We start from the raw sequence: 23,630 nt of genomic DNA, 5'->3' as shown, positions 1-23,630 counted from the left end.
TGAGACCCCTCATGAAAGTGAAGCACCTTCTGTCGCTGTTCGATTTGAGCCCCGACGAAACGCGTGACATCATTGAGCTGACGACGAAGCTCAAAGCTCAACAGAAAACCGGCAAGCTGAAACCGATGCTTGATCGGAAAGTGCTGGTCCAGATTTACGAAAAGCCTTCCCTGCGCACACGGGTCAGCTTCGAGTCGGCCATGATCCAGCTCGGCGGCTCGGGCATGTTCATGTCGGAAAAAGAAGCCGGTCTCGATGGTCGTGAATCGCTCGAAGACGTCGCCCGCGTCGTCAGCCGTTTTGCCGATGTCGTCGTCCTGAGGACATTTTCGCAGCAGATGATCGAAGACTTCGCCGCAGCCGCGACCTGTCCGGTGATCAACGGTCTTTCCGACGATTATCACCCCTGCCAGGCCCTGACCGATTTGCTGACAATGCGGGAACATTGCGGCGACCTCGCCGGTAAAACCATGGTCTACCTGGGTGATGGCAACAATGTCGCCAAATCGCTGGCGGTCTGCTGTGCTGACATGGGCGTGAAATTTATCCTCAGTGCTCCCGAGGGCTATCAGTTCGACGACGAACTGGGCAAGCTCATCAAGAAGCGAAATGCGAAAGCCTCAGTCACGATCGAGCCCGATCCCAAAGTCGCCGTGAAGAAGGCCGATGTTCTCTACACTGATGTCTGGGCCAGCATGGGCCAGGAGAAGGAATCGGCCAAGCGGAAGAAAATCTTCGCTCCGTATCAGATCAACGCCGAGCTGGTGAAGGCGTCCCCGAAGAGCGTGAAATTCATGCACTGCCTGCCCGCCAAACGCGGACTCGAAGTCACCGACGACGTGATGGAAAGCCCGAACAGCATCGTCTTCGATCAGGCCGAAAACCGCATGCACGTCGCCCGCGGCGTCTTCGCCTGGCTGATGACCTAGAGCAAATTCAAAATTCGACTGCAGGCGTTTGCCGGAGCAAATTCAGCATGGCCGGGGGATTGCCGCCCATGCGACTGCAGACGAAGCATGAAAATGCTCTAACCCGCCCCTCGTAACGGCGGCATACTGCCGCCGATTACGCGTGCCATCAGCAGAGACGTGGATCGTTCGATGCACCCGATCGGAGCTGCAACGGTCCACGAGAGTGGACCGCGCTCGTAGCGTGAGGGTTCATTGCGGCCGCCGTTGCCGCTTACGCGATCTTGCTGCTCATCTGTTGCGGATTGAAGTACGTTCGCACATCGATCGCCGCCATGCCGGCATCCCGAGCTGATTTCAGGCCGGGGTCGGTGTCTTCGTAAGCCAGACACTGCGTTGGGTCGACACCAAGACGACGGGCGGCTTCGAGGTACGTGTCCGGAGCCGGCTTGCCGTGTTCCACGTCGAGAGCCGTGACGATCGTGTCGAAGTAGTGGCTGATCTCAAGGTTCTGCAGAATGCCATTGCAGACGCGCGGAATGCCGCCGGTGGCGACTGCGAGCGGGATCTTGCCGTAGTGATCGCGGACGACACTAACGGTCTGCTCGATTGGTTCGATCACATTGAGGTGCTTCTCGAACTCATCCTCTTTCTGCTCGGCGATCAGATGGGGATCCGCTTTAACGCCGTCCCGTTCCAGCAGCAGTTCGGCGACTTTCCACGAAGGCCAACCGCCCGTCCCGTAGAAAAGCTCTTCCGTGAATTCGATCCCGTACTCCTTCAACGTCGCCACCCAGGCGACGTAGTGAGCGGGCATCGAATTGGCCAGAGTGCCATCGCAATCGAAAATAATGGCAGCGTAGTTCATGTCTCGACTTTCGGTCGTTCCGACTCGTAACAATGTTGTAAAGGATTGGATCAACAACGGGCGGGGCGGACGAGCAGTCCGTGATGCGCGGGCGTTCCGGGGGATCTCCCCGATTATTCGAGCCGCGTTCGATCCGTGCAAGCGGAAATTCGTGGATGCATGCTGGGCATCGACAGATCCACATGCCGTTACTTCACGGTGAAGTTGATCGTGTAGGTCGCGACTTTGCGGTTCAGCTGGTCTTCCACAATCAGCTTGAGCAGATAGGGACCAACCGTGAGTTCGCTGGGAATGTTGATCTTGTAACTGTGAAAATAGTCATGTCGGCGTGTCCGACAGTAGTCTTCGGTTGGCGGATAGGCCTGCTCGACGACCAGTCCCGGGTTACTGCCGGCCCGGTGGATTTCGATCGTCGATTTCAGCACCGTCTTGTAGGTGCCTTCGGTGGTCAGTTCGCTGAGGAAGTTTTTCAGCTCAGCATAGACGAGGACCGGCTGACCCGGACGGAACTCATCCCGTTCGTAGCGGTCATAGATTCCGAAACCGTGAATTCCGGTCGAGAAGGTCACGTTCCGAATTTCAAGATTGGCACGTTCCCGCAATCGTTCGGCTGCATCGGCAATTTGAGAAACCGTATGGGTCGCCCGGTCGCCCCGATTGGGGATGCCGGAGGAATCGAAGTAGTTTGAGAGACCCCAGAACAGCTTCTGCCAGAACTCCTGCTCGGCGGCCGGGAGATCGGGGATCGCTTCCAGTGAGCGTTCACGACGATCAGCCATCAGATACAGCATGCGGAGATACGCGTGTTCGCGGGCGTAAGCGTCCAGATCATCCGGAGAGCCCGCGTTCCGACCCTGCTGAATTCGCTGCTCCGCCAGGGCGATCAGATCTTCCAGCGCCTCGCGGTAATTCTGATCAGGATTGTCCGGTTTGGTATTCCGTTCGTCATCGGAAGGCATTTCTGGAGCCGAGATCGGACCTGTATGAGAGGCCGGTTTGACCGACGAGTTCAGATCAGTCTGGTCCGAAACCGTGAGTGTGTCACCCGGTTTGAGGTGCCGAGGCTGGTTCGGCAACTGCGAGTTCTTGTCCCAGGGATTGAGCCCCAGAAGATCGTTGCCCGAGACCGGATTCGGAGCCGAGGCAGCGACCACGGGAAGCTCGGTCGACGATTCGGCCGGTGCCGGGGCACTCGACGGCGGAGCCGCAGCATTCTTTTCCGAATGCTGCAGAGCCAGGCGTCGCATCCGGATTACTCGCGGCACCATCTCCGGTGAAACCTGACGCAGTTCTTCGTACCAGAGCCGTCGTTCTTCGGGCGTCGCATCCTTGAATTCCGTCTCGATCAGCATCATTGTCGCCGGGTCGAACTGGGGGACGCTGGCGGCTGTCGATGAAGACTGCTTTTCCTGCGCGGCCGACGCGGTGCGAACAGGCGGCGAAGGAGCGACGTCGAAGGGATTCAGAGACTCTTCTTCGGGAATCTCGGTGCTGTTTTCTGCGACAGGTCCTGCGGGTTGCTTCGAGAACCAGGTCGATGGCGACATCCGTGTGCCGAAATGATCGATCGAACCGCAACCGGTGACGGTCGCAGCGAGGATCAGGTGAACCGTGACGACGGCAAACCGACGAGTTTTCGGTGAAGACAGCATGTTGAACCGAATCGATTGCGATGGAGGGAATGGGGATCGCAACGGGAGTCGACGACAGGAGAGGATTCTCTGGAAAGGTGCAGCAGGGTAGGAGACCCGTCCGAGGTGATCAAGACCAGCCGGTTTTCGGGGTCAGGCGAGCCAATCGACGCATGAGTTTGCAGGATTTACACGCGAAGGGGAGCAAATCTGCACAGGTCAGGCCAGGGAAGTCGTGCTTTCGGACTCCGGGACGTTCAAGGTCAGGAACGAGACCTCACGGATGCGGAAACCGATTTTCTCATACAGTCCGACCGCGTTGCAGTTGGCAGCCGTCACATCAAGATAGACCCGATGCATGCCAGCCTGGGCGAAGCCTTCCAGACATTTTGAGACCAGCGATTTCCCCAGCCCCAGGCCGCGACAGTCGGGCGTGATCCCAACGTTCTGGATGGCGCCAAGCCGCGTGGCTCGCGACATCCCTTGTATGGTGCCGCAATACGCCGGGCTGGTCAGCCGGTTGGCGTGACGGATCAGCCACGTTGCAGCCGGGACGAAATTGCTGCGGGAGGCGATATCGCTCATCAGTTTCCGACAGCCGGCCAGATGGCTGAGGCACGGGAAGAGGACTGAGTCGATTTCGCCCTCAAAGCACTCAGCTTTGATGCGGGCGTGGGCTTCGATCAGCCGGGGATGCCAGGAGACCCATTCAAAGCCGTCCGGCAATTCCGTTGACGGAATATCCGTTTTCTTCAGATCGAAATCCATGCGATAACGTTTGTAGTACCGCGTTGCCATCGAATGGACCTTCTGGAGATCTGCGGCCCGACCGAACGAGCTGCCATCGGGGTACAGGAAAAGGCAGTGCAAATTAAATGCTACATCTGTAGAAACTGGTGTCAAACTGATTTTGGTGCGAATTTCGTACCGCACCGCTCGCCTTCAATCGCTGCTTGTCCCAAGTGTCACAGAGGGAAAACTTCGCGGGAACTCCGCGATCGGTCTGACCCGGCAAGCAAGTTCTCCCGCCCATGGCAGATACGGCTGGAAGCGGTCGCGAACCTGTTTTGCTGAGCGCTGTCCCTAAAATTGTCGATGAAACCCCTGGAACATCCTTTTCAAGCTTCGGGTCGCTAAATATACTGTGCGATCTCAGGGCGAGTGCAACGAAGCGCTTCCCACAAGGCGGTGTAGCTCAGTCGGTTAGAGCGGCGGATTCATAAGCCGTAGGTCGGGGGTTCGAGTCCCTCCACCGCTACTCAAAACCCTGCGATACTTCGGTGTCGCAGGGTTTCTTGTGCGCTCACCTCACATCACCGCCGCGAACCTTGAGGATTCCAAGTGTATGGATATCTGGATCCTTCTCTCTGATATTGTTCTGCTGCTGGCGGCCTGTCTCGTTTTCGGGGGCGTCTTTTCCCGGCTCGGACAGTCTCCCCTGGTTGGATATCTTCTCGCAGGCATGGTCCTCGGAGGTCCGGGCAGTCTGCATCTGGTCCAGGCCGAACATGAAATCGAGAACATCGCCGAACTGGGCGTCTCGTTGTTGCTTTTCAGTCTCGGGCTCGAGTTCTCGGTCTCTCGACTGCGAAGTCTGGGGCCGGTACCGCTGGTTGGAGGGGGACTGCAGGTCGTCCTCTCCCTGATCGCCAGCGCGGGGGCCGCGGTCGCATTTGGCAGTGAAGGACGGGAAGCGGTCGCCATTGGAGCCATGGTCGCACTCAGCAGCACGGCCGTTGTGTTACGGACGCTGATGGACCGTCAGGAGCTTGAGACGCCTTACGGAAGCAATTCGCTGGCGGTGCTGCTCGTGCAGGACATTGCCGTGGTTCCGCTCGCCATTCTGATTACACTCCTCGCCGGCGGCGACGACCCCGCACAAATGGTGACGAACGTTGGGCGAATTGTCGGAGTGGCCACGGCGTTGATTCTCGGTCTTTACCTGCTTCTCAACTTCGTCGCCTATTACGCACTCGGAACGCTGGAACTGGCTCGGAATCGGGAGCTGACGATTCTGCTTTCGGTTGTGACCGGACTCGGCTCCGCGTGGGCGGCTCACAAAGCCGGGATCTCGCCTGCTCTCGGAGCCTTCGTGGCCGGCATGTTTCTGGGGAGTTCGCCCTTCGCCACACAGGTGCGCGCCGATGTCTCGCCGCTGCGAGTCGTTCTGCTGACGCTATTCTTCGGATCAGCCGGGATGGTCGCGGACCCGCTCTGGATTGCGAACAACTTCCTGCTTCTTGTCCTGACCATCACCGTTTACCTTCTCCTCAAGTTTGTGGTGATTACAGCGATCTTCGTGGTGCTTGGAACGCTCGTCGAAACAGCACTCACCACCGCCCTCTGCCTGGCTCAGATTGGGGAGTTCGCGTTCGTGCTCGGTCGCGTCGCTCATGAAAGCGCTGTTCTGTCCGATCAGACGTACAATCTGTTTGTCTCGGCGACGATCGTCTCGCTGTTTCTCAGTCCCTATCTGGTCAGCCACGCCCGGACAATTTCCCGATTCCTCGTGACGTTACTGCCAAAGCGGTTTCATTCTGTTCCCGAGCAGGGGGGCGGTCATGCCGTCTATCCCGACGTGGTGATCGTCGGCTTCGGCCCGACCGGGCAGATCGCCGGATCGCTGGCTCACGAGCGGGGACTGGTCACCACGGTGATTGATATCAACCGGTCCAACATTACGAAGGCGATTGAACTCGGAATGATAGGGCATGTTGGGGACGCCGGCACGGTCGAAGTGCTGGAGCATTCGCACGCGTCCCACGCCCGAGCGGTGATTGTCACGCTTCCGAGCAAGCGGGCTTCGATTACCGTCGCGGACCTGATCCGCGAAATCGCGCCGCAGGCTCACATTATTGTTCGGTCACGGCATCAGCGGGACTGTCAGGAAATTCTCGCCTCGGGAGCCGATGTCGTTTTCGATGATGAGCAGGAAGTCGGTCAGCAGATTGGCAATCATCTCTGCGGCTGGATCGATACGTTACGGGAGCAGCAGAACGCGACCATTCTCTTCGATCTTGACGAAGACGCAACGGAAGCAGGACCCGACGATCGGCATCATTCCTAAGGGGGGCCAGATCTCCGTCCTGATTCGATACGGCAGCTCCTGGGACGTCCAGAGCGGCCGTCATCTGGAGCAGAACGGAAGCCGTGTGTTCGCCAATATCTCGCCTGAGCCGATGTTCGTCCCGTCGCAGCCTCTTGCAGCTGAGCCGCTCCGAAAGATTCTTTCAGGACAACACGTTCCGGTCGCAGTAAAGAGATGGGCGCAGCAAAAAGCCATCTGCTGCTTCAACGAGAAACAGCAGATGGCTGAGACGAGAGATGAATTGTTTTTACAGACCGCTCGCGGCCGGGGGCGATCAGCTGTACTGAGCCAGAGCCAGCACCAGGAAGACGATTCCGGCGATCAGGCAGGCCGTGGACATCATCATCAGGCCGACGTAGACGTCCAGCTGCGGAGCGGGTTTTGGTCCTCGACTAGAGCTTGCTCGTGACATTGTCGCCCTTCTTAATGATGCCGTTCTTTGCTTTATCGACGAGTCGACCGACCGCATGATCGGTGTCGACATACACCAGTTCAATCTGTCCCAGGTACCGGGCGTCTTCGCCAGAACGCCAGACTTCGAGGCGGTGACCCCGCACGAGGCCATCGTCCGCACCCAGAGAGATCTCGACCAGATCCACGGCGCCGCGTTCATCGGTCGTCGCGTTCACAACCAGCCCGCTTACGACCGGCGGGGGATCGTTCTGGGCGGCGTAGACGCGAGGATCGGTTTCCAGATTGTTATTCCGCACGACCTTCTCGAGAAACGCGAGCCGTTCAATCAGCTCTTTGTTCTTCTTGGTCAGGTTTTCCTTCTCGACGTTCAGACCGTACATCTTGTCTTCGGCGATACGATTATCTTTGATGCGATCCGACAGCTTCTTATGCAGGTCGGTATTCACAACTCGCTGGGACATCGCTTCTGAGCGGCGGGACTCGGCTTCGTCTTCAGCGATCTTCACCAGAGCCAGCTGCGACTGCAGAGAGTTGGACAGCCGTTCGGTTTCCTGCTTCAGTTCAGCCAGCTGAGCCTGCAGAGCGGAGTTGGTCGCTTCGGCCCGGTCGGCGCGGTCTTCAGCCTGACTAGCCAGAGCGGTCATGTCGGCTTTGACCTTGTCGAAGTCGGCCTGCAGATTGTCCTTCTCGGCCTGGATCTGAGTCTTGGCCTTCGTTTCATTTTCGTACAACGTCTTGTAGTTGTTCTGGTACGTGAAGACTGTCGCCGCGAACCCCATGAAGGTTACGGAGAGCAGAATCTGCATGACTACGAAAAACTTGCCGATCAAGGACATCGCTGTTTACTCCGCTTTTACGACCGTGCTGACCAGTCGCAAAAGACTGTCTTCTCTATCGGACCCGCGTGGGAACACCCTGTCCCGCACGCCAAATTCCATCCACGCCGATTAAAGACTTCCTTTGCTATAAATCGTGCAGAACGTCTCTATAACATAAGGCAACTCTCGTCCGGCTGGACGTATTGCCTGCTTCATCAGATCAGTTTACCTGATTTACGGATTCTTGCAGTTGCCGGTTCCGCGATTCGAGCTTCACCACATTTCCCTGGGTGCGGCGGATCATATCGGTCAACTCCTGATGCAACTGAACGGCTCGGAAGTAGTCAGCTTCGACTTCTCCCAACTGCTCCCGCAGTCGGAAGACATCACTCCGCCGGCGTTCGCGTTCCATCTGCGTCTTTTCCGCCACGGCTTTCTCGCGTTCGATTTCCGCAGTCAGTCGGGCGACTTCGTCATCCATCTCCTGCAGTCGATCGGCGAGCAGCTCCTCGCGAACGGTGACCGCGGCGTCATCTTCTTCAATAGCCGTTCTGGTGGCGGCGATCTGCGCTTCCAGAGACGGGATATTTGCTTCGTGTTCCTGCACCTGGGCGTCGATGTCCTGCTTGGCTCGCTGGTACATCTTTTCCAGCACTTCGGCCATATTGGTCGAGGTATGCACCGACTCCTGAGTGCGGCGTGTGGACGCCGACCAGCTCGGGGTTTCCCCCTCGGTCCGTGTCAGCGTGAACATTTCCAGATCACGCGCTTCGGTGGACCAGTCTGGCACGGTTGCATAGCGCGAAATGGCAAACGCCATGAACGCTGCGGAAAACATAGCCGTGAGTACAGCCAGCACGCGGCCGAGACTCGAAATCATTTGCTCCGTCTCCCGGACGACTTAGAGAGGACAACAAAGACGCGAAGCGCTCCTGCGACAGGAGAGCCCCGTGCATACAGGACAACACCCGTAAATCTCGACTTATCTTACCCGTCGCGATCAACCAAAGTCAAATTCTGCCAGTGGTTAACGGCAAGAAGTGGTTAAACAGGATCGATTACAGCGGTGCTGTCGCCTGCGCGGCTGCCCGGTGGAAACGACCTGTTCGCTTCCGTCAACGCTCGCAGCGGCACAGACCTTCCTGTCTGTGGCCGGGAACTTCTGTCGCGGAAGCCGTCATTGAGCAACAATCGGCGGTTGCGAGCCAGCGGACGAGTTCAGCGAAGAATGCCTGGACGGGATTGTCTCTTCACACATAGATGGAACTCAGTCGCCGCTTTGTCGAAGCGCTCCTGTGTTGCCGTGAAGGATGGCCCCGAAAGATTCTCTCGGGGCGGCGCAGCCTGGGGCGGAGTGACCGTGTGAGTGAGGGCCCGCCGCAGTTGTATCTTCACTCAACGAAAAAACTCTCCTGCCTCACGGGGAAGCAGGAGAGTCTGGTTCAAGTCGTCAGGGTCGACTGTCGGACTAACCGAGCAGCGAGAGCACCTGAGACGGGTTCTGGTTGGCGATGGCCAAAACCGAGATGCCCGACTGGTTCAGAATCTGAGCCTTCGTCAGGGACGCGGTCGTTTCGGCGAAGTCGGTATCAACGATGGCCGACCGGGCTTCGGAAATGTTTTCCAGAGCCACACCCAGCGAGTTGATGTTGGTGTCGATCACGTTCTTCTGGATGGCACCCAGACGACCGCGAAGAGTGGACACGCGGTTGATCGACTGTTCGACGATGTCGACCAGCACGCTACCTGGCGTGTCCGGTCCGATGTCGAGCAGACTCTTGCCGGCCCCCGATCCGAGTTCGTACAGCTTACCAGCCACGCCGCCCAGACGAGCGGTGTTGACGGCTTCGATCCCGATGCCGATCTGGCCGGCAGCCGAAACTTCCTGGCCAATCTGGAACAGCGAACCCCCACCGGTGATGGTGACGTTGGCCCGACGACCCTTGACGTTGTTGTCTTCGTTGAAGCTCAGCGAAGCGTCCAGAGAGTTCGTCTTGATACGAGCCGACAGACCCTTGGTCTGAGCAACCTGACCGTTAATCACGGCGATCAGGTCCTTACCGGTGTCACGACGTGAGGTCGAGACGTTGTCGGTGCCCGTCGTGTTGAACGCACCATCGAGCACGTTCACGGCGACGAACTGATCGGTCCCGTAGTCGGAGCTCTTCAGCTTCAGAACGCGGCTGGCCACGTCGACCTGCTGCTGAGCCTGAGCCTGAACGGTTTCGGTTCCCGAGCCTTCGACTTCCACGTTAACCAGCGTCCGAGCCGTAGCGGCTCCGTTGCTCGTGTCGGTGGCGATGAACGTCCGGATGTCATCCGCGGTGCTCGTGATATTGCCGAACTCATCGGTCGCCAGGTTCACGGTAATCGTGTAGTCCGAGGTTCCGGTCGAAGCGACACTGACGGACAGAGTCGAGTTGGCTGCGGTCGTGCTTGAGAACTGCACATTCACCACGCCGTCGGTGCCGTATGCCCGTGCGTCGTTAAAGGTGATGTCGTTGTTGGCACCATCGTTACCACCGAGCAGCTGAGTCGCAGACGTCTGAGCGGTGAAGATCGACGTATTGGCGGCGTCTGCTGACGTTGCCGAAGCCGAGATGTAGGCCTGAGCAGCCACGGCGTTGGTCGAGGTTCCGCTGTTGATCAGAGCCGTGACGTCGGCGATGGTTGAGGTGTTGGCACCGCTCGACCGTCCCAAACGAATCTGGATCGTCGTGTCGCCGGTTTCCGAGTTGGTGCTCACGCTCGAGACGCCGAGGCTTGCCGATGTCGTTGAAGCATCGACGAACTGGACGAACACTTCGCCGCCCAGAGAAGCGACCGAACCACCCGCACCGCTGTTACGGTTGTCGAGAATCTTGATGTCAGCGATATCGGCACCGCCGGTGAGAGCCGAAGCGGCTGCTGTCGACACGGAGATATCGGTTCCGGAGCTGGACGCTGAGACGTAGTTTCGAGCGGCGACGGCGTTGGCCGAAGTTCCGCTGTTGATCAGAGCGACAATGTCCGAGATCGTCGAGGTGACAGCGGCTGTACCGTTGGTCTCGTTACCAATTTCGATTGAGATCGTCACATCGCCGTTGGCGGTCGTGGCGACACCGGCCACTGAGGCGGTGTTGGTCGAAGTACCCGCAGTGACGTTGTCGACATACTGGATGCGAATCGTTCCGCCGAGGGAGGAGTCCGTTCCCTGCGTTTGCGTGGTTCGCGCATCGGTGAACGTCACCGTTCCGGTCTGCGTGGTCGTCGCTCCGGTTGCGGTCACGTCCAACGTGTTGGCAATGGCCTGTCCGGTGTTGATGTTCGCCGAGCCCTGGGTGGCCCCGCGGGAGAACGTCAGACCGGGATCGAAGCTCGCTTTCACGCCGGTCACATCCGAGGCGGCGTTGATGGCGTTCTTGATGTCGGCCGTCGTGCTCGCTCCACCCAGGAAGATGACCTGAGATCCTTTGGAGCCGGACAGTTCGACGGTCGCTGAAGACGACAGGTTTCCACCGGAGTAGCGGATTTCCGCTTTTTCGGCGGCCTGGGTGATCGCGGCTTCGATTTCAATCGTCGACGAGGTGCTGAAGACGGCTTCGTTGATCTGAAAGTCGCTCAGTTTGGCGGCGTCGGCGGTAGTTGTATTGGTGATGAATGCCTTGCTGCCGTCGATCAGCTTATCGCCTGCGAACGTGGTGTTGGCCGAGATTCGGTTAATGGCCGACAGAGCGGCATCAACCTGCAGCTGGTTGGCTTCAATTTCCGACTGCGACAGGGCACCGCTGTTCAGCGTTTCCTGAACCAGACCACGAACCTGGTTGAGCAGGTTGTTGACTTCGCCGAGGGCGGCGTCGGCCGTTGCAATCACGTTGTTTGCACGGGAGCTGTTCGTGATCGACTGCTCGATGGCAGAGATCTGCGAACGCAGTGTTTCGCTGGCGATCAAACCAGCCGGGTTGTCTTTACCCGAGTTGATCTTCAAACCAGTCGACAAACGCGTCAGCGACGTGTTCATCAATTCGTTCGCTTTGTTCAAGCTGCGGAGGCCTCGTAATGAGGCGACGTTCGTGTTAATTCTCGTCATTGGGAATCGCCTTTCCTGCTGCTGGCCAGACTGCCGTTGTCAGCTCTGTGCCAGTACCTGGGTTTAAACTTGTCTGAATGAACTTGTCAGTCTTGACTACTTTCGAAGTTCCAACTTTGTGACTCACCAGAACTGGCATTCGTTGCCGTGAGGCATTCTGTTGTCGTTCTCTGTGGCCCGGTTGTCCCCACTCGCCTTTCCCGGATCGAGTCCGGACTTCCCTTCACCATCCCTGTCACTCGGAAAGTCAGTGCGATCGAAACAATCGCGCTGCATCCATCATCGTCCGGCGAGAAGACCGGCTATCATTCTTCCATCGGACGTGCGGGATAATCTGCTTGAGTAAAATCGGGGAAATAAAAAGAAAAAGTAAAAAGGGCGATTGAGGCTTCTTTCGTGGAGTGGGTTGCCGGGCGCTGGGGCGACTGGACGATTCCTCTCCACGTTTCTCTTTTCCCCAAGAGTGATACGGCGCTCTCAACGTGCTCCCGATCTCTAACCGTCTCAGGAACCGGGTTCGGAAAGCGCCGCGGACAACCGGGCGGAGTCTGTCAGTTCATTCCTGCCTTCGCTCCACTGTCCATGCAGTCCCCCAGGAGACATACGGCTGGCCGGAGCGAAAGCGCGACGAGGCTATTCTCCTTGCGTCTGAGGATTCGGCTGCTGACTTTTCTCCTGCTGGATTGCCAGATAAATCTCTTCCCGATGCACGGCCACATCGCCAGGGGCCTGAATGCCCAGGCGGACCTTGTCGCCGCGGATATCTACGATGGTTATTTTGATGTGATCACCAATCATGATGCTCTCATCACGTTGTCGAGAAAGAACCAACATCTTGTGGGCTCCTGGTATGTCGATGGGACCTGATGCGGGGCAGGTCGGGTGGATTGGTCATGTGTTGTTCAGTGTCGGAATCTCTTCCGCCTGGTCCTCTGACGCGGCTCGGTCGTCGCACACCGAGAGCCGTCACGTTCAGAGGTCAATCGCTCCGGATTGCTGGCGCACGCTCAGTTCTGTCGCCACGGGTGGAAATCACGAGTCCACGAGGGACTTCTCGTCGCCAGCCGCCGCGACAAACCTGGACGCAGTCCAGTCCGGGGTCAGGAAAAACGGTTCGGACGCGTGCCTCACTGGCGTCGGCGGACCTCACAGGTCCTCCAGGTTGCCGAACCGACTTGTCTGTCTTTGTCTGCGATGCTCTCCGGATCGTCACGATCGGCAGATCGCACAAAGCGAGATTCTCTGATTTGCCTACTCCCCGCAAAAGCCCTGCGCGGCTTTGCCGGTTATGCGGGATGTGGTGATTACGCAGGGCGGGTGGCAGGCCTCTCGCCGTACCGTATGGGCCGTTCCGTGCAAGAAATTCAGAGCTCGCTTGGAACTCGATTCCGCTTAGGTAAGAATGGTGGCTTCAAAGTTCGGACATATGTCCGCGCCCCCCACGCACCCTCACGGATCCGGAAAAACTTCCATGTGGACCCTCTTCGTCGCTCTCGCGTCCTTCGCCGGTTTCATTCTGGCTTATCACACGTACGGTCGGTATCTGAGCAAGAGGCTGTTCCAGCTTGACCACGATGCTCTCATGCCGAGCGAAGAACTCCGGGACGATGTCGATTTTGTTCCGACCCGCAAGAGCGTGATCTTCGGCCATCACTTCACCAGCATCGCCGGGACTGGGCCGATCGTTGGACCGGCGATCGCCGTCTTCTGGGGCTGGCTGCCGGCTTTGCTCTGGGTGGTCTTCGGTTCCATTCTCATCGGAGCCGTCCATGACCTAGGCGCACTGGTGATCTCTCTCCGCAACCGGGGCCAGACCGTTGGTGAGGTTGCCGGCCGGCTGATCTCTCCCCGGGCCCGGGTCCTGTTTCTGCTGATTCTGTTCTTCGCGCTCACGATCGTGCTGGCCATCTTTGGCCTGGTAATCGCGGTGATCTTCAAGATCTATCCCGAGTCGGTTCTGTCGGTCTGGCTGGCCATGCCAGTCGCCATCGGCATTGGGTTCTGGGTGTATAAAGGACACGGCGGTCTGCTCGTTCCTTCCATCGTCGCACTCTTCGCCCTGTATGCGGCTGTGGCGATCGGCGTCTATTACATGCCGATCACGCTGCCGGCGTCGTGGGGAAACCCGGTGATCTTCTGGACGATCCTGTTGATGGTCTACTGCTTCTTCGCCTCCGTGCTGCCGGTCTGGGTGCTCCTCCAGCCGCGGGATTACATCAACAGTCATCAACTGGTCGTGGCATTGATTCTGCTCGTCGCTGGCGTGCTCTTCGCCGGTCTGGGAGGGCAGACCAATCTGTTTACCGACGCCCCGATGATTGCCCAGAACGTTCCCAAAGATGCTCCGCCGATCTGGCCATTCCTCTTCATTACAATTGCCTGTGGGGCCTGTAGTGGTTTCCACTGTCTGGTCAGCAGCGGCACTACCAGTAAGCAGATCGCCAATGAAACCGACGCGAAATACGTTGGTTACGGCGGAATGCTTCTCGAAGGAGCACTGGCCGTGCTGGTGATTCTCTGCTGCACATCGGGACTTGGCATGGGAGTGACGACCGCCGACGGCCAGCAGTTAACCGGCCTCGCCGCGTGGAATTCCCGATACAATCCGGAACTCGGCTGGGAAGGCTTCAGTCTCGCCGCGAAAGTCGGTGCCTTCGTCGACGGCGGAGCCAACTTCCTGACCGCCATCGGTCTTCCGATCGCGCTCGGAACCGGCATCGTCGCCGTGCTCGTCGCCTGCTTTGCCGCGACCACACTCGATACAGCCACGCGACTGCAGCGTTATGTCATTCAGGAACTTGCGACGTCCCTGCATATGAAGCCGCTCGAGAACAAGTATCTGGCGACGGCCCTGGCGGTCTCACTCGGCTTCACGGTGGCGATGCTCCCCGGCCCGAGTGGAGCGTACGGAACAGGGGGGCTCATTCTCTGGCCTCTCTTCGGAGCAACCAACCAGCTGCTGGCCGGCCTGGCGCTGATGGTCACCTTCTTCTATCTGTGGCGACGCGGCAAGCGCGTCCTGCCGATCGCCATCCCGATGATTCTGATGATGCTGATGCCCGCCTGGGCGATGCTCTGGCAGATGTTCACGACCACTAAAGACGTCAACACCGGCGAACCAGTCGGCTGGCTCTGGTCGAGCGATCCGCTCCAGCACTATGTTCTGTTCGGCTTCGGCGTCGTCGTCATGACGATGCAAATCTGGATGATCATCGAAGGCATCATCGTCTGGCAAAAAGCCCGCGGCGTCCTCGAAGAACAACTCCCCCCACTTCCGGCCCGCGAGCAGAAGGGCATCAGCCCGACGACGGCGTAGAGAGCTGCGAAACGGGCTCTGCGCGGTGCCAGGCCCGCATCGCGCAGCCGGGCCTCATGCCGGATCAGCGAGACGTTTCCCTCAAATGAAACGCTCTCGAACTCGCCGCGTTGACTTTGCATGCTTCGCAATGTTCAATGGGACGCCTGTTCATTGCGTTCCGTTGGTCCGTGAGTTGTCGATATGCGTTGCTGTTTCTGCGCTCTGCTTTCCAGTTTGCTCCTGACGACGATTATCTTCGCCGCCGACCAGCCCGGCCGGCCCGCTGCGAAACCGAAGCCGTTTACGATCAGTGAGAAAACCACACGCCTTCTCGGACCGATTCATCCGGAGGGGTACGTTGATTACGTAGCGGTGTTGAACGAAGAGGCCGGCGAGAATGTTGCACCCGACCAGAACGCTGCGATCCCTATCTGCGCACTGACAGCTCGAAGCGGGATCTCCTCCTTCGGTCCTGTCGAGTGGGATTGGAAAGAGGTCGCGACCAGGCTAAATCTGGAAGACCACCTGCTCGAACATTCGAAGTCGAGGTTTTACAGACTTCACGAACTGGCCGGCTTCCCCAGCTCAGTCGATAAGAAAGACAGGATTCTGCGTGAAATCATCGACGCTGGCAGTCGTCCGTGGACGCCGGAAAGCAGCCCGTGGGCGGCCAGATACATCGACGCCAACCACCCGGCTCTGCCTTCGATAAGAGAGGCACTTCAAAGACCTCACTACTTCAATCCTCTGATGGAGGATGTTGTTCCGACCCGGAATTTCCGCGGCGCCCTGCTTGTCGACCTGGGATCATGGCTCGAAACTCTGGCATTTCGCCAACTGGATGAAGGCAATCTGGACGAGGCATCCGAGACGACAGTTCTTCTGTTTCGCCTTGCGACTCATCTGAGAAACTCAGTGACGTATCACGAGGCCCGTTTCGGCAGCATTTTTCACCTCGACGCCGCCCGCCTCAGTCTTGTTCTCATCTTCGCACGCGAGGCGTCGCCGGAGTTCATACGAAAATTCAGACAGCAACTGAAACCATTCGCAAAGCCTGTCGACGTTGCGAAGCTGTTCGATCGTTGGGCTCGATATCGTTGCCTGCAGTTCGTCCAATTGCGCGCACTGAGAGCTCTTGACGACAACCGCCGTCTCTTGCTCGGGATCCCACTCCGCGAAGACAAAATGTTCGGCACGATGGACGGGGCGGACTGGGATCTGGCGCTGGAGCAAATCAATCTCGTTTTCGATGCTGGCGTAAAGGCCTGGGAGAACGTACCTGGTCCCGAACTGCTGCACTCACTCCTTGAAATGCATTCTCAGCACTATTCGAGGACGGACGTCGAAAGCACGGCTGCCACGATGTCGGAACTGTCTCAGCGGCGATCGAGTCCGTTTAGCGACCTTCCGGAGCGAAAAGGCAGATTCTTCGGAGAGTTGATTGCGAAAGACGTCATTTATTCCATGCATTGTGAATGGGATTTCGGCTTTACAGCGCTGCAGTACCTCGAACTGGTACAAATCGCAGCTGTTATTCGTCTCCAGCAACTTGAACATCAGACACTTCCGGCGTCCTCTGAGGAACTCCGCCGTTCTTGTCCTGAGATTCCCGAACTCTCTCTCTGGGGCGAACCATTCACGTACAAGACAGACGGACGTGAGTTTCTGCTCGAAGTTTCTCGGCCCGCCGCGATTCCGGTCGCTGACGGAAAGCCATTCTGGCCGGAGAATCTTGAGGCTGTGAAGATCGGGTTAGATATCAGTGAGTTCTTTGATTGAGCGAATCGAACCAGCCCCGTCCGAAACCATTTCCTGACAGCACAATGTTGATTGAGAGTCTAAAAATGCTTCCGTTTCGTCCATTCTTGATTCTCCTCCTTACGGCCACTCTGACAACCGCCGCCGACCAGCCCGGCCAGCCCGCTGCGAAACCGAAGCCGTTTACAATCAGTGAGAAAACCACGCGTCTGGTGGAGCCCGTTCACTCGGACGGTTACATCGATTACGTGGCGGTGTTGAATTCAGAAGGGCTGGAGCGGGTTCCGCCGGTGAAGAACTTCGCTATTCCGTTGTTGTGTGTCGACAGGGAAAGCGACCTTAGTGCATTTCTTTGGTCCGAAGATACGTGGGGGCAGATCTTCAAGCTGATAGCCTCACACGAGGCGGCTTTACCTGAGAATGTGCCCACTTATCATATGCCGCTGCACGGCGAAGGAATTAAGGTACCGTATCCTGTAGCTCTGGGCCTTTTCAATGAGGTTGGACGGGCAGAATGTCTGCCGTGGACTGAAGAACAGTTCCCGTTTGCTGCAAAATACGTTCGGGAGAATCTGGGCGTCCTGGAGTTCCTTCAGACAGAATTGAATCGCTCCGACTACTTCAATCCTCTCGTGTCTCCCTTCATTGCGGAAAGCCATCGTCAAGAGAGCTTTCATCGGACGTTCCGGGAGCTTCTGTCCACGACGGCGTATCTGGAACTCGGAAAAGGTAATTTCAATGCCTCCCGAAAATGGATTGTTGCACTTTTTCAATTGGCTGAGAGGCTCAAGAACGGTCTGGCCCAGGATGAACTGCGGGAAGCTACTTTCGCAGAGTCTCTAGCAGGACAAATCAGCCGCGATTATATCCTCGATCCTCGTGCGAAGTCGGAGGACATCAAGTTACTACTTGCTGAGATTGGTCAATTTGGAACGCCTATCGATCTCAGTGGATTCGTCGACAGTGTCTATCGATTTCGTATTCTTCAAATTCTTCAGTTGCGTGCGCTCGGAATAATGAATAAAGAGTACGCGGAGTTGATGGGCGATAAGCTTCCTGAATTCTCTATCGAAAAGAAGGTGAATCTTGAGCGTGTTGACTGGGACGTCGCTCTTGAGCAAGCCAACGTTCTACTTGATGAAACAGTCGATGCCTGGTCTCAGCCAGTTGGGCCGAAATTGCGTGCTGCCCTTCAAGAGTTGGATGACCGCCGCCACGGTCCGAAAGTGCTCGAAGAATATAAGAAGAGACTTGCATTTGCTGCATCCGAGAGGCTGCTCCCTCATGGAGAAATCGACCCGAGAAACGGACGGCTGATTGGCGATCTCGTCGTCGTTGCGGATCTGCACAAGCTGCACCAAAGATGGGACTGTGGCCTGTTCAGTCGCCAATTTCTCGATCTGGTCCTGGTTACCGGTGCGATTCGTCTCTACGAGATTGAACATGGTAGGTTGCCTCGGGACCTGCAGCAATTAGCAACCCATTTCCCGAGTATTCCTAGGACGTCGATATGTGGGTCGCCGCTCGTATACAACCTTCGGAAAGAAAGCTTCTCTCTTTATGCAGTGGGTTTGAATGGGAAGGACGAAGATGGCGAAGGGCAGTTTCGACACGCACCATGGGAAAATGGTCCAGATGACGTCAGCGTCTGGGTAGACACCAAAACCGCACCAGAGAAGACGATTTTTCGAAAAGGCGAACTGCCATTTGAGCGAAAGGAGTCGTCGCGATGACGCAACCTCCGTCAAACCACGAACGCCCCGGCTGGCTGAAGCAGGCGCGGCGGTTCTTTCCGAACGCCATCTTTGCGACGTTGATGTCGATCGCATTCGCAGTCGTCGGCTTCGTTCTTCTGCGAGCAGCGGGAGAAGGTCCTGCATTTCTGGTCTATCCGAGCCTTCTGATATTCGGGGGAGCAGTCTATTCCGGGGCGGCTGCGGGCTCGCATATTGCCGATCGCGTCAAAGGAGTTCCCAAGACCCGATCGAAACCGGTCGCATCGAAACCGACCTTTGCGATCCTGGTCTTTATGAACGGCGTGATGAGCTGGATGATGCTGACGGCTGTCAACTTCCTGCCGGCCCGGACGCCCTCATCAGAAGAGTCGTTTAATCCGATCTACATTCCCCTCGCCCTGGCGATCCTCTGCACGGTCTACATCGGCGTGCATGGACGGAAAGTCATTCGGGAGCACTTCAGCCAGCCGGGTGACCGGAATTTCGAACTCACCGGCTGGCAGGCCTTCTGGGTCGTCGTGCTCATCCTGTTCTGGTCGGGAATGGTCACGGCCGTTCTTCTCTGAGTCTCCGAATCGAGCCCGGAGCCGCCGTCGCGGACATCGAATCGCCAGCACTGCTCAAACTGATGGCCACTCTCTTCCCTGTCATCGCGGTGTTAACGACCGCGGTACGCTTTGAGATGATTTATCCCCTTGTGACATGGGCTCGGCAGTAATCGCCTCCGACAGAACGTCGTTTGACGCTGCATGGGTGCCTCGGTTTCCGAAACTACCCATATTCACAGGAGTGCGTGTGGTGTACGATTAGCCGCTCTTCGGGCGAATGACCGGAGGCTCGGTCGGACGGTCTCGTCGCGGGACGTCCTCTCTCCAACGACTCTTTCAACGGCACGTAAGTATGTACAAGTTCAGTCGCGGTACGCAGTCATGTTCGCCCCTTTCCTTCTTCAGGAGGAATGCGTTCGGAGCGATGTCTTGTGGAACCCGGCGTCGACGAGAGGCTTTCGCCAGATCTGCCGGTGTCTCAACCATGAATGTCGAGTTGCTCGAAACCCGGAACCTGTTGGCGGCTCCTTCGGTCACGCTGGAAAACCACATGAGAATCTTGCCCGAGACGACCGATACGACGTCGCGGATCAAGGTGGCCGACATTGTGGTTACCGACGACGGCGTCGGAACCAACAACCTGAGCCTCGACGGCCTGCATGCTGAGCAGTTCGAGATCGACGGCATGGAGCTGTATCTCAAAGCGGGGACCAATCTGAACTTCGAAAGTGAACCGCTTCTCTATGTCTTCGTGCAGGTCGATGATCCGGCCGAAGGGACAACATTTGATGACTCGGAACTGCTGATCATATTCGTCGCCGATGTCTACGAACCCCCCACGATCACCGTGAGTAACGTGACTTCGACACTGCCGGAGAATATCAACACTGCGAATCGGGTCTTCGTTGAAGAGTTCAGCATCACCTACGACGATGAAGGACCTCACGTGAACCACTTCACACTGTCGGGAGCCGATGCAGGTCTTTTCGAGATCATCGGCAACAAGATCTATCTGATCGCCAATGCCGATCTCGATGCCTCAGCCAATCCCAGTCTCGATCTCTACCTGGAAATCGTGGGATCGGGACCGGAAGCGGTCTTCGACCTCTCGATGAGAGTGACCGATCCCACGGCTAATCCTTTGCCGGAACTGCCGCAATCGTTCCTCGGCGTCCGGAGTAACACCGGCTGGTCGGGGAAGCGCTTCACGTCCGACCATTACACGACGGAACCCGCTTCCAATCTGCCCTTTTTTGCTTCCTCAATTGAGCGGTCGTTCCAGGGCGACTTCAATGGCGATGGCATTGAGGACGTCGCCTACATGTTAACCAGCGGACGACTTTACGTCGGTAGAGCGAACTCTTCTGGACGCTTTACGATTTCGCAGTGGACGACGCTGCGAACGACCGATGTGCAGTCACTTCAGGTCGGTGACTTCAATGCCGATGGGTTGGATGACATCGTGGGAGTCTATATGTCCGGCACCCGGGCGCGGCTGTGGGTCTTTGAATCAACGGGATCCAGATTCCTTCCGGATGACTATGGTTTATACGGCGACTATGCGGGGATCGAATCCGTTCATGTTGGTGATTTTGATGGCGTCAATGGAGATGATCTCGCCATTCACAACAGCAGCCGAGCGGTTTGGGTGGCTCAGGCCGATATCGCAGGCACCAGTTTCCAATTCGGCAGCCCCTGGGAGATGTGGGATCCAAGCCGCACGATCACCAATATTTCCGTAGGCGACTTCAACAACGACGGCTCTGATGATCTCCTCGGCGTCTTCGACGTTCCCGCCAATGCAATGCAGCGGACGCTCATGGTCGCCCTGTCGCAGGGAACCGGATTCGCTACGGAGAACTGGGGGACCGTCACCCTGGGAGATGCGACGCTCGATCAACTGTTTGTCGCCGATTTCAATGGAGACATGCTGGTGGATGTCGCGATCAACGACGGCCTGACCATGACGGTCGGTATCGCCGAGCCGACCAACTCGAGATTTCGCATTGAGTCCTGGGGAGCAGCGGCTGGAGGAGCCGTCCAGTTCGCCGCCGTCGGCAACAACAACATCGATGGACGCGCTGATATTCTGTTCTTTGATGCGTCCAACCGCTGGCGCAGTTACCAGTCGACCGGATCATCGTTCAACACTGTGACGCTGGAAGAGTGGAAAACCGGCGTCAGTTTTGAGCAACTGATGGTTGGCACCTTTCGCAGACCTTCAGCTTTTCCCGATTTCGCACCCTTCGGAGATGAGAGCTTTCTTGAGCTCCTGCACCAGACCAACGGTTAAATGATGCGGCGGGAAGCAATAAGCACGGCGGTCGATGATGACGCCGTGCTTTTTTTTGTTTGAACGTTGAGCGATTTCCCGCTTCCAACCGGGAAATGGTTCTTAAGCTCCCGAGGCATAGCCAACTCTCAGTGAGCACAAATTGCCGGGCGTACCTCCCGGCCCTCCACGCATCGGTGGCTGTGTATGCACTCGTTCTTTGAGGGATTCGCCTCGATAGGTATTAATACTAAGGGGAAAGCCTTATAGACCGGGGAGGCTAAGGGTTATTACCCTGCGGTGGCCGGCCATTAACATGTCGCAATGTTGCGATATTTATTTGTGCTTAAATCTTGAGCGAATCGGTTGGTGCAAACTTGCCAGAGCTTTCCTGATTGGCATAATCGGATCACCTTCGCTCTTCTGTGTGAATTACGCTGCCGGTGTACGTGGTTCCACAGTGAGTGAGTCGCTTTTTAGCCGAAGTATCCCTTTACATCCGCTTAAGCGGATCGCGCGGCCACCCCAGCTCGTCTGCAGGAACAGGACGAGCTCAGTAACCTCCCCCGCTCGGCATCCCTATTCTTCAGGTGAACAATGATGTTTTGTTTAAGTCGCCTCGCCAGGACCGTCTTTCCCGTCCGTGGTTTTCGCCGTCACGCTCTGCAGGCTCTGCGACGGGGAGCCACTCGACGCCATCGATCAACGGCTGTCTTCGCCGACACTCACGTCAATGCGAAGGCGGAGCTCCTGGAAGCACGAGCCCTGCTGACATTCGACGCCGGCCAGTTTCTCACCGGCAGTGCGAACACGAACAACTATGGTTCAACAGCGGTCTCTCCGGACGGCACCCTCTATGGCTCCTGGCAGTACAGTAGCGGGTCCGCTAACCAGCGTTTCGCGACCTGGGATGGGGACTCCTGGAACGAGATCGCGGGGTCAGCGGTAACCGGGGCTACGATCTCGGCACAGCTCACCGGACTTGACGGCTTTTACGACACCGGCACCCGGTCGATGGCGGTGGACAGCGAAGGCGATCTCCACGTCGCCTTTGGCGTCAGTTCCTCGTCCGGAGGATCCAATTCGCTGCGTGGTCTGGCCTACGGGAAGTTTGACACGTCGGCCCAGACGTGGTCGTTTGAGCGAATTTACATTTTTCAACAATCCAGCGGCTGGTACAACCTCGTTAACGGGTCCGCGGCGATCGTGCTGGACAACGCCGAGAACCCGCACATCATCTTCGGATGGGCCGACGCGAATAACCCGCGGGCATCGTATCTGGTTCACGCCTCTTCTGATGCGGGAGTCTGGAATACGTCGGGTAACACCAACGCGTTCGATGGCACCAACATCGATTCGATCACCGGCGGCGCCGAGATTTATGGGATCTCCGCCACGGTCGACAGCTCGGGTGACTTCCATGTCTCTTACATTAAAGAAGATGGGAGTGTCGCTTACGGAGACGTCTGGTATGCGAAACGGACCGGCACGACTTGGGGAGTGGCCTCTGAGATCGTGGATGGAGACGCCTTCTTCAGCACGTCGATCGCTACGGACAGCTCTGACAACGCTTACGTCGTCTACAACCAACGCATCGTCAACAATGTCCAGCATCAGATCAAACTGGCCACCAACGCAAGCGGAAGCTTCACATCTTCGACCATCGCCGATCTCACGTATGGTGGAGCCACTTACTACTCCGTTGACCCCCCTCAGATTTCGATCAACAGTAGTGATGAGAAAGTCATCGGATTCGCCGATTCGGCTTACGATGCCGGATATACTAATCGCCTTGCCGAGCGATACAACGTCTACGCCGAGACGACGCCCGGGACCTGGGTGAGCGAAGTCGCCATGAGCGTTGCCGATCCAAACGGGAATCTGTTTGGGGAGTCTCTCATTCTTGCCGACGACAACACCGTGGCAATTCTCGTCGGAACCCGGGACGATAATTACACCACCGGAAATTTGCGGTACGCCGTTGGCACTCCGGATGCCCTGGCTCCTCCGGCCAATACCGCACCGACCGTCGCGTTGCAGAACACGACGACCACGCTGGCTGAGAACGCCAACACGACCGCCCGCACCAAGGTAGCCGATATCGTCGTCACCGATGATGGGCAGGGGACGAACACCTTGAGCCTGACGGGTACCGATTCGGCACTCTTCGAGATCGACGGGACCGAACTGTTCCTGATCGCCGGAGCATCGCTCGACTTCGA

General features: G+C 57.4%; 16 protein-coding genes and 1 tRNA gene. 9 read left to right on the top strand and 8 right to left on the bottom strand.

Features of this window, described 5'->3' with window-relative positions; translation table 11 throughout:
• The first annotated feature begins 11 nt into the window (after window positions 1-11).
• Window positions 12-929: an ornithine carbamoyltransferase gene (argF, locus tag L1A08_RS17915; RefSeq protein WP_238757897.1), complete on the top strand. Its 918-nt coding sequence runs from the start codon at window positions 12-14 to the stop codon at window positions 927-929.
• Window positions 930-1,182: 253 nt separating this feature from the next.
• Here argF and L1A08_RS17910 read toward each other — a convergent pair whose 3' ends face one another.
• The 3 genes from L1A08_RS17910 to L1A08_RS17900 all read right to left on the bottom strand — a co-directional run bounded on the left by L1A08_RS17910 (window position 1,183) and on the right by L1A08_RS17900 (window position 4,205).
• Window positions 1,183-1,776 carry an HAD family hydrolase gene (locus tag L1A08_RS17910; protein ID WP_238757896.1) on the bottom strand — a complete coding sequence of 198 codons (594 nt, stop codon included), beginning with the start codon at window positions 1,774-1,776 and terminating at the stop codon, window positions 1,183-1,185.
• A gap of 188 nt (window positions 1,777-1,964) precedes the next feature.
• The gene (locus tag L1A08_RS17905; RefSeq protein ID WP_238757895.1) at window positions 1,965-3,428 is read right to left on the bottom strand and encodes a hypothetical protein; all 1,464 of its coding nucleotides are present in this window, start codon (window positions 3,426-3,428) and stop codon (window positions 1,965-1,967) included.
• A gap of 198 nt (window positions 3,429-3,626) precedes the next feature.
• Window positions 3,627-4,205, bottom strand: coding sequence for a GNAT family N-acetyltransferase (locus L1A08_RS17900; RefSeq protein ID WP_238757894.1), 579 nt, complete (start codon window positions 4,203-4,205; stop codon window positions 3,627-3,629).
• A 386-nt stretch (window positions 4,206-4,591) separates the two neighbouring features.
• Between L1A08_RS17900 and L1A08_RS17895 the strand changes: the two genes are divergently transcribed.
• Window positions 4,592-4,665: transfer RNA gene (locus L1A08_RS17895), tRNA-Met, on the top strand.
• An 87-nt stretch (window positions 4,666-4,752) separates the two neighbouring features.
• Window positions 4,753-6,474, top strand: coding sequence for a cation:proton antiporter (locus L1A08_RS17890; protein WP_238757893.1), 1,722 nt, complete (start codon window positions 4,753-4,755; stop codon window positions 6,472-6,474).
• Between the two features lie 295 nt (window positions 6,475-6,769).
• Here L1A08_RS17890 and L1A08_RS17885 read toward each other — a convergent pair whose 3' ends face one another.
• The 5 genes from L1A08_RS17885 to csrA all read right to left on the bottom strand — a co-directional run bounded on the left by L1A08_RS17885 (window position 6,770) and on the right by csrA (window position 12,630).
• Window positions 6,770-6,907: a hypothetical protein gene (locus L1A08_RS17885; protein WP_238757892.1), complete on the bottom strand. Its 138-nt coding sequence runs from the start codon at window positions 6,905-6,907 to the stop codon at window positions 6,770-6,772.
• Window positions 6,888-7,745, bottom strand: a complete 858-nt coding sequence (locus tag L1A08_RS17880; RefSeq protein WP_238757891.1) for a hypothetical protein — start codon at window positions 7,743-7,745, stop codon at window positions 6,888-6,890. The genes L1A08_RS17885 and L1A08_RS17880 overlap by 20 nt, the downstream gene beginning before the upstream one ends.
• Before the next feature lie 202 nt (window positions 7,746-7,947).
• Window positions 7,948-8,607 (bottom strand): hypothetical protein, encoded by a 660-nt coding sequence (locus L1A08_RS17875; RefSeq protein ID WP_238757890.1) that lies wholly within the window; start codon window positions 8,605-8,607, stop codon window positions 7,948-7,950.
• Between the two features lie 588 nt (window positions 8,608-9,195).
• Window positions 9,196-11,796, bottom strand: a complete 2,601-nt coding sequence (locus tag L1A08_RS17870; RefSeq protein WP_238757889.1) for a flagellin N-terminal helical domain-containing protein — start codon at window positions 11,794-11,796, stop codon at window positions 9,196-9,198.
• A 633-nt stretch (window positions 11,797-12,429) separates the two neighbouring features.
• Entirely contained in the window at window positions 12,430-12,630 is a 201-nt protein-coding gene (csrA, locus tag L1A08_RS17865; protein ID WP_238757888.1) for a carbon storage regulator CsrA, read from the bottom strand.
• Window positions 12,631-13,267: 637 nt separating this feature from the next.
• On the opposite strand from csrA, the gene L1A08_RS17860 reads away from it, so the two are divergent.
• The 6 genes from L1A08_RS17860 to L1A08_RS17835 all read left to right on the top strand — a co-directional run.
• Window positions 13,268-15,112 carry a carbon starvation CstA family protein gene (locus L1A08_RS17860; RefSeq protein WP_238757887.1) on the top strand — a complete coding sequence of 615 codons (1,845 nt, stop codon included), beginning with the start codon at window positions 13,268-13,270 and terminating at the stop codon, window positions 15,110-15,112.
• Between the two features lie 183 nt (window positions 15,113-15,295).
• A complete protein-coding gene (locus L1A08_RS17855) occupies window positions 15,296-16,873 on the top strand; it encodes a hypothetical protein (protein WP_238757886.1) in 1,578 nt (525 codons plus the stop codon).
• Between the two features lie 44 nt (window positions 16,874-16,917).
• The gene (locus L1A08_RS17850; RefSeq protein WP_238757885.1) at window positions 16,918-18,585 is read left to right on the top strand and encodes a hypothetical protein; all 1,668 of its coding nucleotides are present in this window, start codon (window positions 16,918-16,920) and stop codon (window positions 18,583-18,585) included.
• On the top strand, window positions 18,582-19,154 hold the full coding sequence (locus tag L1A08_RS17845; protein WP_238757884.1) for a hypothetical protein: 573 nt from the start codon (window positions 18,582-18,584) through the stop codon (window positions 19,152-19,154). Before L1A08_RS17850 ends, L1A08_RS17845 begins: the two co-directional genes overlap by 4 nt.
• A gap of 466 nt (window positions 19,155-19,620) precedes the next feature.
• Entirely contained in the window at window positions 19,621-21,429 is a 1,809-nt protein-coding gene (locus tag L1A08_RS17840; protein ID WP_238757883.1) for an FG-GAP repeat domain-containing protein, read from the top strand.
• 579 nt (window positions 21,430-22,008) lie between these two features.
• The coding region (locus tag L1A08_RS17835) for a hypothetical protein (protein ID WP_238757882.1) at window positions 22,009-23,630 on the top strand (1,622 nt) is incomplete at its 3' end.

The organism is Rubinisphaera margarita (assembly GCF_022267515.1).
Classification (GTDB): Bacteria; Planctomycetota; Planctomycetia; order Planctomycetales; family Planctomycetaceae; genus Rubinisphaera; species Rubinisphaera margarita.
Note: the sequence above shows the minus strand (reverse complement) of the source record. Positions and strands in the feature narration are given on the sequence as shown.

What these genes read in the sequence shown, in the direction of transcription:
- argF (WP_238757897.1), top strand. Translation starts at nt 12, where the DNA reads ATGAAAGTGAAGCACCTTCTGTCGCTGTTCGATTTGAGCCCCGACGAA.
- L1A08_RS17910 (WP_238757896.1), bottom strand. Translation starts at nt 1,776, where the DNA reads ATGAACTACGCTGCCATTATTTTCGATTGCGATGGCACTCTGGCCAAT.
- L1A08_RS17905 (WP_238757895.1), bottom strand. Translation starts at nt 3,428, where the DNA reads ATGCTGTCTTCACCGAAAACTCGTCGGTTTGCCGTCGTCACGGTTCAC.
- L1A08_RS17900 (WP_238757894.1), bottom strand. Translation starts at nt 4,205, where the DNA reads ATGGCAACGCGGTACTACAAACGTTATCGCATGGATTTCGATCTGAAG.
- L1A08_RS17890 (WP_238757893.1), top strand. Translation starts at nt 4,753, where the DNA reads ATGGATATCTGGATCCTTCTCTCTGATATTGTTCTGCTGCTGGCGGCC.
- L1A08_RS17885 (WP_238757892.1), bottom strand. Translation starts at nt 6,907, where the DNA reads ATGTCACGAGCAAGCTCTAGTCGAGGACCAAAACCCGCTCCGCAGCTG.
- L1A08_RS17880 (WP_238757891.1), bottom strand. Translation starts at nt 7,745, where the DNA reads ATGTCCTTGATCGGCAAGTTTTTCGTAGTCATGCAGATTCTGCTCTCC.
- L1A08_RS17875 (WP_238757890.1), bottom strand. Translation starts at nt 8,607, where the DNA reads ATGATTTCGAGTCTCGGCCGCGTGCTGGCTGTACTCACGGCTATGTTT.
- L1A08_RS17870 (WP_238757889.1), bottom strand. Translation starts at nt 11,796, where the DNA reads ATGACGAGAATTAACACGAACGTCGCCTCATTACGAGGCCTCCGCAGC.
- csrA (WP_238757888.1), bottom strand. Translation starts at nt 12,630, where the DNA reads ATGTTGGTTCTTTCTCGACAACGTGATGAGAGCATCATGATTGGTGAT.
- L1A08_RS17860 (WP_238757887.1), top strand. Translation starts at nt 13,268, where the DNA reads ATGTGGACCCTCTTCGTCGCTCTCGCGTCCTTCGCCGGTTTCATTCTG.
- L1A08_RS17855 (WP_238757886.1), top strand. Translation starts at nt 15,296, where the DNA reads ATGCGTTGCTGTTTCTGCGCTCTGCTTTCCAGTTTGCTCCTGACGACG.
- L1A08_RS17850 (WP_238757885.1), top strand. Translation starts at nt 16,918, where the DNA reads ATGTTGATTGAGAGTCTAAAAATGCTTCCGTTTCGTCCATTCTTGATT.
- L1A08_RS17845 (WP_238757884.1), top strand. Translation starts at nt 18,582, where the DNA reads ATGACGCAACCTCCGTCAAACCACGAACGCCCCGGCTGGCTGAAGCAG.
- L1A08_RS17840 (WP_238757883.1), top strand. Translation starts at nt 19,621, where the DNA reads ATGAATGTCGAGTTGCTCGAAACCCGGAACCTGTTGGCGGCTCCTTCG.